The following is a 9,337-nucleotide window of genomic DNA, read 5'->3' on the forward strand; positions in this document are numbered from 1 at the left end:
TCCTCGTCTTTGACGCCGAGGGCAACGAGGAATTCCCCACCGCAGCCCAGCAGGACCCCCCTCAGGAGGATGAACGATGATACTCGGCGGCGAGCCCAGTGAACGATACAATTGTTCCCGGGCCAGTTGTGACGCGGTTGCCACCGCGGCGCTCGCCTGGCGAAACCCGAAAATCCACGCCGAGAGCCGCCGCAAGATCTGGCTCGCGTGCGCGGACCACGCCGACTACCTCACCGAGTTCCTGCGCGCGCGCTCGTTCCCGGTGGAGACCATGACGCTGGACGAGTTCCTTGAGTCCCCGCTGCACGAGAACGGATCCCCCGAATGAATCGCGAGTCAGACCAGCCCAGCTGGGGGTTTCTCCGCTCGAAGCGCTGGGCGGGCTACACGGGCCTCGTCGTCGTGTTCTCGATCGTCTGCGCGCTGCTCGGCCAGTGGCAGTTCGATCGGCGCGCCCAGGCGCGCGCCGAGATCGCCCGCATCGACGCGAACTACGCGAACGCGGCCCTGCCCCTCGAGGAGGTGCTGCCCAGCCTCGATGCCTACTCCGACGACGATGACAAGTGGCAGACTGTCGAGATGACCGGCGAGTACGAGGAGCGCGTGCTCCTCGTCCGAAACCGTCCGAACCAGCAGAGCGTCGGCTTCGACATGCTGGCGCTGTTCCGCACCGACTCCGGCAACGTCTTCGTCGTGAACCGGGGGTGGATCGACGCGGGCAACACCCCGGACGAGCCCGGCAAGATCGTCGCCCCGCCCGAGGGCCGGGTCACGGTGCACGCGCGGCTCAAAGAATCCGAGCCCGAGATCCCGGGCCGGGAGACCTCCGGCGATATGCTCGCCACGATCAACCTGAACGACGTCGCCGACCTCGTCGAGCAGCCGACGTACACGGGCGGCTACGGTCTGCTCAGCGCCGAGTTCGATGCGGCAACCGAGGAACCCCTGAGCGCCGAGGCTGGCATCCTCCAGCCCAAGCCCGAGCGCGATGAGGGCCCGCACCTGTCCTACGCCCTGCAGTGGTACGTGTTCATCATCATGGCCTGGATCGGCCTCGCGTACGCCATTCGGATGGAATACCGCAGCCTGTACCCGCAGTCGGAGCGCACGAAGCGCCAGGACAAGAAGACCGCGGAGCGCAAACAGCGCCGCGGGCTGGATGACGGCGAGATCGAGGACGCCCTCCTGGACGCCCACCGGTGAGCCAGCGCCTCGTGCCCGGGGGCGACGAGCTCTCCGCACGCATCGTCGCCCAGCGCGCCTCGCAGGGCATTGGCACGCTCTGGACGGGCGACTATCGCGGCGCGCAGCAACTGCTCTCCGCGCTCGGCCGCCGCATCGACCGCGGCGTCAAGCGGGTCCCCGATGACACCCCGCGGGAGGCGTTTTATCGCTGGCGGCAGTCCCGCGCGCACCGCGCGCGCATCCTGGGCCTGCTCTTCGTCCCCGTCTCCCCCGGGGGCGTCATTGCCCTGCCGAACGCGCCCGATGCCGCGGAGGCGCTGGAACGCGCCCGCGGCCCCATCCTCGAAGCGACCGAGCTGCCGCTCACCGAGGTCCTCGGCGCGATCGGCGCGGAGCAGTGGCGCCGTCGCGGCGTCTGGGTGCCCGCCCTCGACGCCAGCATCCACGCCCACCACGGCGTTTTCGCGCCCACCCGGGGCGAGTACCTGGATCTGGTCGCCACGGCCCCGCTGCCGAGCACCCGGCTCGCCTGGGACATCGGCACCGGCACCGGGGTGCTCGCCGCGATCCTCGCCCAGCGGGGCGTGGCGCGCGTGATCGCCGTGGACAGCGAACCGCGCGCGATCGCCTGCGCGGCGGAGAACCTGGCGCGGCTCGGCCTCGACGACCGCGTCGAGCCCCGCCTCGGCAGCTTCTTTCCCGAGGGCACCGCGCCGCTCATCGTGTGTAACCCGCCCTGGCTCCCCGGCACGGCGCACTCCTCGCTCGACCGCGCGGTGTACGATCCGGGCAGCGGGATGCTCCGAGGCTTCCTCGCGGAGCTCGCGGCGCACCTGGATCCCGAGGGCGAGGGCTGGCTGATCATCTCGGACCTCGCCGAGCGCCTCGGCCTCCGCGAGCCGCAGGAACTGCGCGAGCTGATCGCGGCCGCCGGGCTCACCGTCATCGACCGCATGGACGCGCGCCCGAGTCACCGTCGCGCGCAGGACGAGCACGATCACCTGCACGCGGCGCGCTCGGCCGAGATCACCTCGCTCTGGCGGCTCGGCCGCGCCGCCTGATCGGCGACGGGGCCAAGCCGGCCGGTTACGCGAGCGAGATGAGCTCCAGGTAGTCCGGAGCCCAGTGGTCCTCGGTGCCCTCGGGCATGATGAGCACCCGCTCTGGGTTCAGCGCCTGCACGGCACCCTCGTCGTGACTCACGAGCACGACGGCGCCCGTGAAGTGCGCGAGCGCGTCAAGGATCTCCTCGCGCGAGGCGGGGTCCAGGTTGTTCGTTGGCTCGTCGAGCAGGAGCACATTCGCACTGGACACGACGAGCATCGCGAGCGCGAGCCGGGTCTTCTCCCCACCGGAGAGCACCCCGGCCGGCTTGTGCACGTCGTCGCCGGTGAACAGGAAGGAGCCGAGGATCTTCCGCGCCTCCACCTCCCGAATGTTCGTCGCGGCCGAAACCATGTTCTCCAGCACGCTCCGCTTCACGTCGAGCGTCTCGTGCTCCTGAGCGTAGTAGCCCACCTTCAGGCCGTGACCCTCGATGATCTGCCCCGTGTCCGAGGGGTCCACCCCGGCGAGCATGCGCAGCAGGGTGGTCTTGCCCGCGCCGTTGAGCCCGAGCACGACGACCTTGGAGCCGCGGTCGATCGCGATGTCGACCCCGGAGAAGATCTCAAGGGAGCCGTAGCTCTTCGAGAGGTTCTCGGCCATGAGCGGCGTCTTCCCGCAGGGGGCCGGGTCCGGGAAACGCAGCTTGGCCACCCGGTCCTCGGCGCGGACCTCCTCGAGTCCGGCGAGCATGCGCTCGGCGCGGGCCACCATCTGGTGCGCGGCAGCGGCCTTCGAGGCCTTCGCGCCAAACTTCGCGGCCTGCAACTGCAGCACGCTGGCCTTCTTCTCGACGTTCGTGCGCTCCTTGCGGCGGCGCTCCTCGTCGGCGGCGCGCTGCCGCTGGTAGTGCTTCCAGCCCATGTTGTAGATGTCGATGACCTGGCGGTTGGCGTCCAGGTAGAAGACCCGGTTCACGGTCTCCCCGACGAGCTCCACGTCGTGACTGATGACGATGAGGCCGCCGCGGTAGCCCTTCAGGAATTCCCGGAGCCAGACGACGGAGTCCGCGTCCAGGTGGTTCGTCGGCTCATCGAGGATCATCGTCTCGGCGTCGGAGAACAGGATGCGGGCCAGCTCGATGCGGCGGCGCTGTCCGCCGGAGAGGGTGCTGAGGGGCTGCGCGAGGATCCGGTCGGGCAGGTTCAGGTTTGAGGCGATGACCGCGGCCTCCGCCTCGGCCGCGTAGCCGCCGAGGGCCTGGAAGCGGTCCGTGAGGTTGCCGTAGCGCTTCATGGCCTTCTCGGCGACCTCGGGGTCGTCGCTGCCCATCAGCTCGGTCGCCTCGGCCATGCCCAGGGAGATCTGGCCGAGCCCGCGGGCGTCGAGGATCCGGGTGCGCGCGAGCATCGACGGGTCGCCCGTGCGCGGGTCCTGGGGCAGGAAGCCCAGCTCGCCCTTCACGGTGATCGAGCCCTCGGCGGGCTGCAGCTCCCCGGAGAGCGTCTTCGTCAGGGTGGTCTTCCCGGCGCCGTTGCGGCCGACGAGGCCGACCTTGTCGCCGGGGTTGACGCGGAACGACACCTCGGACATCAGTCGTCTGGCGCCCACGTCGATGGCGAGGTTTTCAACGGCAATCACGGGGTGGTTCTTCTTTCAATCGTGGAAATGAGGGGCTCCTCCCGCAAACGGGAGGAAGCCCGAGCGCTGCGCCCGCCAAAACGGCGGGGCAGCTCTCGGGCTTTCGGCCGGGAATCCGGCGGGTGGTGCTCGTTAGATCGAGAAGCCGAGGGCGCGCATCATGTCGCGCCCGTCGTCGGTGATCCGGTCCGGTCCCCACGGGGGCATCCAGACCCAGTTGATCCGAAACGCGGTGACGAGCCCGTCGAGGCACTCGGCGATGTCGTTCTCGATCACGTCGGTCAGCGGGCAGCCGGCGCTCGTCAGGGTCATGCTGATGACGAGCGCGTCGTTCTCCTCGTCGAAGCCGAGATCGTAGATCAGGCCGAGGTCGACGATGTTGACGCCGAGCTCGGGGTCAGACACGTCCTTCAGCGCCTCGATGGCCTGCTCCCGAAAATCGGGATCGATGCTGTATTCCATCGCGGGGTCCTAGGCTCCCACGAGGAAGCGGTCGTAGCCCTCGTCCTCAAGGCGGTCGGCGAGCTCGGGGCCGCCCTGCTCGGCGATCTTGCCGTTCACGAACACGTGCACGAAGTCCGGCTTGATGTAGCGCAGGATCCGCGTGTAGTGCGTGATGAGCAGCAGGCCGAGGCCGTTGTCGTTCTTGGCGCGGTTCACGCCCTCGGAGACGATCTTCAGCGCGTCAACGTCGAGGCCGGAGTCGGTCTCGTCGAGCACGGCGAACTTCGGCTTCAGGAGTTCCATCTGCAGGATCTCGTTGCGCTTCTTCTCGCCGCCGGAGAAGCCCTCGTTGACGTTGCGCTCGGAGAAGGAGGGGTCCATGCGCAGGTTCTCCATCGCCTCCTTGACGTCCTTGATCCAGGTGCGGATCTTGGGTGCCTCGCCGTCAATCGCGGTCTTCGCGGTGCGCAGGAAGTTGGTGTTGGTCACGCCGGGGATCTCGACGGGGTACTGCATGGCGAGGAACAGGCCCGCCTGTGCGCGCTCGTCGACGCCCATCTCCAGCACCTCTTCGCCGTCGAGCAGGATCGAGCCCGAGTCGACGATGTAGCGGGGGTGACCGGCGATCGTGTAGGCCAGGGTGGACTTGCCGGAGCCGTTGGGGCCCATCACGGCGTGGGTCTCGCCCTGGTTGATGGTGAGGTCGACGCCGCGCAGGATCTGCTTGGTCCCCTGATCGGTCTCAACGCTGACGTGGAGATCCTTGATCTCAAGAACAGAACTCATGGGTTAAATCGCTTTCGTTACGGTCGGATCAATGTATACGTCCCCGTCCAGGATGTCGACCTGGTACACGGGCACCGGCTCATAGGCCGGCAGGTTCTGCGGAATTCCGGTGCGGAGCGAGAACGCGGAGCCGTGGGCCCAGCACTCCAGGGTGTCCCCCTCGACGAAGCCCTCGGCCAGACTGATCTGGCCGTGGGAGCAGGTGTCGCCGATGGCGTGCACCTCTCCGTTCGAGTCGAGGACCACGGCGATGGGCACGTCGTCAACGACGACGCGCACCGCCTGATCCTGGGTCAGCTCGCTCACGGTGAGCACCTTCGTTCGGGCCACCTATCGAACGCTCTCTGCGAGCGAGGCGTCGATCGCCTCCTGCAGGCGTTGCTCGATCTCGGCGTTCCCGATCTGGTTGACGACCTCGAGCAGGAAGCCGCGCACGACGAGCTTGCGCGCGTCTTCCTCGGAGATGCCGCGGCTCATCAGGTAGAAGAGCTGCTCATCGTCGAAGCGACCGGTCGCGCTCGCGTGCCCGGCACCGGCGATGTCGCCCGTCTCGATCTCCAGGTTCGGGATCGAGTCGGCGCGGGTGCCATCGCTCAGGACCAGGTTGCGGTTTTGCTCGTAACTGTCCGTGCCGGTGCCCGACTGGCGGATCAGCACGTCGCCGATCCAGACGGTGCGCGCGCCCTCGCCCTGCAGGGCACCCTTGTAGGTGACCCGGCTGCGGGTGTGCGCGGCGTCGTGGTCGATGTAGACCTGCTGCTCGAGGTGCTGGCCCGCGTCGGCGAAGTAGGCCCCGAGGGCCTCGGTGCCGCCGCCGTCGGTGTTCAGGTGGATCGACGGGTTGACCCGGACGACCTTGCCGCCGAGGGAAACCACAATGTGCTTGAGCGAGGCGTTGCGCCCCACCGTCGCGAAGTGGCTCGCGAGGTGCTTGGCGGAGTCGCTCCACTCCTGCACGGTAACGACCGTGAGCTGTGCCTCGTCGTGCACGACGATCTCCACGTTCTCGGAGAGCTGGGCGTCGCCCGTGTTCTCCAGGATCACGAGGCCGCGGCTGTGCGCCTTCGCCTCGATGATCGTGTGCGCGGCGCGCGCAGCGGGGCCGAAGGCGTTCCGGTCGAGGCGCAGGGTCTTCTCGTCCTCGCCCGTCACGGTGACCGTGAGGACGTCCTGGACGGCCGTCCAGGCCGCGGCCGAGCCGCGCTCCTCCGGGGTGCCGGCCTGGCCGAGCGTCGCCTCGGCGCGGGGCACCCAGGCGAGGCTGATGCCCTCGACCTCGGCGGCCTCGTAGCCGTAGCGGGAGCCGTCGAGCTCGCCGTTCAGCAGGGTGTCCAGCTGATCGATCGGGGCGAACTTCCAGACGGCCTCCCGGCCGGTCACGGTCTGAAAGTCCTGCACATCCACAGACTTAAAGCGGTCGGAACGGGTCTGCACCGGGACGAGGTCCCAGCCGCCGTCCGTGTGCGCCTTGTTGCCGTGCTGTGCGGTGTCAAGTACCTCGGCCATTATCCGACGGATCCTTCCATGCCCATCTCAATGAGCTTGTTCAATTCGAGGGCGTACTCCATGGGCAGCTCACGAGCGATGGGCTCGATGAAGCCGCGCACGATCATTGCCATTGCCTCTTCTTCGGCGAGGCCGCGGCTCATCAGGTAGAAGAGCTGCTCCTCGCTCACGCGGGTGACGGTCGCCTCGTGGCCGAGGACCGCGTCGTCGACCCGGATGTCGATCGCGGGGTACGTGTCGCTTCGGGAAATCCGATCGACGAGGAGCGCGTCACAGACCACGGAGTTCGCGGAGTGGTGGGCCCCGGCGTCGATGCGGACCTCGCCGCGGTAGCCGGTGCGGCCGCCGCCGCGCGCGATCGACTTCGCGAGGATCGCGCTCTTGGTGTGCGGGGCCATGTGAATCATCTTGGCGCCGGTGTCCTGGTGCTGGCCCGGGCCCGCGAAGGCCACGGAGAGCGTCTCACCCTTGGCGTGCTCGCCGGCGAGGTAGATCGAGGGGTACTTCATGGTGACCTTGGAGCCGATGTTGCCGTCGACCCACTCCATCGTCGCGCCCTCTTCCGCAATGGCGCGCTTGGTGACCAGGTTGTACACGTTGTTCGACCAGTTCTGGATCGTCGTGTAACGCACGCGGGCGTTCTTCTTCACGATGATCTCGACCACGGCGGAGTGCAGGGAGTCAGACTTGTAGATCGGAGCCGTGCAGCCCTCGATGTAGTGGACGTAGGAGCCCTCGTCCGCGATGATCAGGGTACGCTCGAACTGACCCATGTTCTCGGTGTTGATCCGGAAGTAGGCCTGGAGCGGGATCTCGACGTGCACGCCCTTGGGGACGTAGACGAAGGAGCCACCCGACCAGACGGCCGTGTTCAGCGCGGCAAACTTGTTGTCGCCGGAGGGAATGACGGTGCCGAAGTACTCCTGGAAGATCTCCGGGTGCTCCTTGAGCGCGGTGTCGGTGTCGAGGAAGATGACGCCCTGCTCCTCCAGGTCCTCGCGGATCTGGTGGTAGACGACCTCGGACTCGTACTGCGCGGCGACGCCGGCGACGAGGCGCTGTCGCTCGGCCTCGGGGATCCCCAGGCGCTCGTACGTGTTCTTGATCTCCTCGGGCAGGTCCTCCCACGACTGGGCCTGTTTCTCGGTGGAGCGCACGAAGTATTTGATGTTGTCGAAGCCGATGCCGGTGAGGTCGGAGCCCCAGGTCGGCATGGGCTTGCGGCCAAAAATCTGCAGAGCTTTGAGGCGTCGTTCGAGCATCCACTCGGACTCGTCCTTCAGGTTGGAGATGTTGCGAACAACATCCTCGCTGAGGCCGCGCTTCGCGGTTTCACCCGCGGTGTCGGCGTCGTGCCACCCGAACTCGTACACACCCAGGCTGTCGAGCTCTGGCCGTTCAATCAATACGTCTGGCATCACTGTTCCTTCTCTTCGGCACTCTTAACCGGTTCAACCCGCGAGGGGCTGAACGTATTCCAGCAAATTCCGATGACCAGTGGGGGGAGGCATCAGAATCCCCGCAACGATGCAGTATTCTTGGGATACGGCCCGGAAATGGGCCCGAATCGCGTGAGTGTTGGCGAACAAACCTTGTCGCGGTCTCACGAACTTCCATTCTACAGATTTCTGCCAGGAATGGGGGAGCAAAGTGCGGTCGCGCATCAGTTGAAGACGAAGTGAGCATATTGGGTTCCCAGAGCGAGAAGCAGCAGCTTTCCGGACGACGGTTCATCGACCGCCTCCCGACCACGATCACGAAGCCGGTGCGGGTCCTCGCCTGGCTCGTGTTCATCACCCAGGTGCTCATCGTGGGCACCGGCGGCGCCGTGCGGCTCACCGGCTCCGGCCTGGGCTGCACCACCTGGCCGAAGTGCACCGATGACTCGTTCGTCACCACCCCCGAGATGGGCATCCACGGCGCGATCGAGTTCGGCAACCGGACGCTGTTCTTCCTGCTGGAGATCATCGCGATCCTGGCCTTTATCGCCGTCTGGCGGTTGCGCAAGGAGCGCAAGGACCTCTTCTGGCTCACCCTGATCCCCTCCTTCAGCGTCTTCTTCCAGGCCATCCTGGGCGGCATCACCGTCCTCACCAACCTGAACCCCTACGTGGTTGGCCTGCACTACTTCGTGAGCGTCGTCCTGGTCGTCCTCGGCGCGCTGCTCGTGTACCGCGTCTACGAGGCCCCGGGCACGCGCGCGCTCCGCGTGGGCGCGCCGCTGTTCCAGACCGGCTGGTTCATGATGATCCTCGGCACCTTCACGATCGCCCTCGGCATCATCACCACGGGTGCGGGCCCGCACGCGGGCGACGGCGGGGCCGCCCGCAACGGCCTCGACCCGGAGATCCTGCAGCACTTCCACGCGTGGCCCGCGTACGCCCTGTTCGCGTTCACGCTCCTGGCGATCTTCCTGGCCCACAAGGAGCGCGTGCGCCCGGTGCGCAACTTCGCACTCGGCACCCTCGGGGTCATGGTGCTGCAGATCATTGTCGGCGTCGCCCAGGCCCGCAACGCCCTGCCCCCGCTGCTCGTCGGCATCCACATGGTGCTCGCCACCGTGCTCGCCGCCGGGCTCGTCCTCACGGTGGTCGCCATGTACGGTCGGACCGCCGAGCGGGCCCCGCGGGTCACCCCCGGGTCCTGAGTGGCGCCGCGCGGCCGGGGATCCCTGGCGGTTCCCGGCCTCGCGGCGTGCCTCGTCGTCTTGCTGCTCAGCGCGGCAACCCCG

General features: G+C 67.5%; 10 protein-coding genes. 4 read left to right on the forward strand and 6 right to left on the reverse strand.

Annotated elements, in window-relative coordinates:
- The first annotated feature begins 76 nt into the window (after positions 1–76).
- From OOT08_RS00040 to OOT08_RS00050, 3 genes are read left to right on the forward strand one after another with little or no spacing between them, the layout of a single operon-like run.
- Entirely contained in the window at positions 77–328 is a 252-nt protein-coding gene (locus tag OOT08_RS00040) for a hypothetical protein (RefSeq protein WP_325090557.1), read from the forward strand.
- Complete coding sequence (locus OOT08_RS00045; protein ID WP_325090559.1) at positions 325–1,203, forward strand: SURF1 family cytochrome oxidase biogenesis protein; 879 nt, start codon at positions 325–327, stop codon at positions 1,201–1,203. The genes OOT08_RS00040 and OOT08_RS00045 overlap by 4 nt, the downstream gene beginning before the upstream one ends.
- The gene (locus tag OOT08_RS00050) at positions 1,200–2,246 is read left to right on the forward strand and encodes a class I SAM-dependent methyltransferase (RefSeq protein ID WP_325090560.1); all 1,047 of its coding nucleotides are present in this window, start codon (positions 1,200–1,202) and stop codon (positions 2,244–2,246) included. Before OOT08_RS00045 ends, OOT08_RS00050 begins: the two co-directional genes overlap by 4 nt.
- A gap of 25 nt (positions 2,247–2,271) precedes the next feature.
- Here the strand turns inward: OOT08_RS00050 and OOT08_RS00055 are convergent, their stop codons facing one another.
- The 6 genes from OOT08_RS00055 to sufB all read right to left on the reverse strand — a co-directional run bounded on the left by OOT08_RS00055 (position 2,272) and on the right by sufB (position 8,024).
- Entirely contained in the window at positions 2,272–3,870 is a 1,599-nt protein-coding gene (locus OOT08_RS00055; protein WP_325090561.1) for an ABC-F family ATP-binding cassette domain-containing protein, read from the reverse strand.
- 132 nt (positions 3,871–4,002) lie between these two features.
- The gene (locus tag OOT08_RS00060) at positions 4,003–4,332 is read right to left on the reverse strand and encodes a metal-sulfur cluster assembly factor (protein ID WP_325090562.1); all 330 of its coding nucleotides are present in this window, start codon (positions 4,330–4,332) and stop codon (positions 4,003–4,005) included.
- 9 nt (positions 4,333–4,341) lie between these two features.
- Entirely contained in the window at positions 4,342–5,100 is a 759-nt protein-coding gene (gene sufC, locus OOT08_RS00065; RefSeq protein WP_325090563.1) for a Fe-S cluster assembly ATPase SufC, read from the reverse strand.
- Positions 5,101–5,103: 3 nt separating this feature from the next.
- Positions 5,104–5,430 (reverse strand): non-heme iron oxygenase ferredoxin subunit, encoded by a 327-nt coding sequence (locus tag OOT08_RS00070; RefSeq protein WP_325090564.1) that lies wholly within the window; start codon positions 5,428–5,430, stop codon positions 5,104–5,106.
- Positions 5,431–6,606 (reverse strand): Fe-S cluster assembly protein SufD, encoded by a 1,176-nt coding sequence (gene sufD / locus OOT08_RS00075; protein WP_325090565.1) that lies wholly within the window; start codon positions 6,604–6,606, stop codon positions 5,431–5,433.
- Positions 6,606–8,024, reverse strand: a complete 1,419-nt coding sequence (gene sufB, locus OOT08_RS00080) for a Fe-S cluster assembly protein SufB (RefSeq protein WP_325090566.1) — start codon at positions 8,022–8,024, stop codon at positions 6,606–6,608. The genes sufD and sufB overlap by 1 nt, the downstream gene beginning before the upstream one ends.
- A 260-nt stretch (positions 8,025–8,284) precedes the next feature.
- Here sufB and OOT08_RS00085 point away from each other — a divergent pair, with 260 nt between their 5' ends.
- Entirely contained in the window at positions 8,285–9,253 is a 969-nt protein-coding gene (locus OOT08_RS00085) for a COX15/CtaA family protein (protein ID WP_325090567.1), read from the forward strand.
- The last annotated feature ends 84 nt before the right edge of the window (positions 9,254–9,337 follow it).

This window comes from Leucobacter sp. M11 (assembly GCF_035726885.1).
GTDB lineage: Bacteria > Actinomycetota > Actinomycetes > Actinomycetales > Microbacteriaceae > JAPFRB01.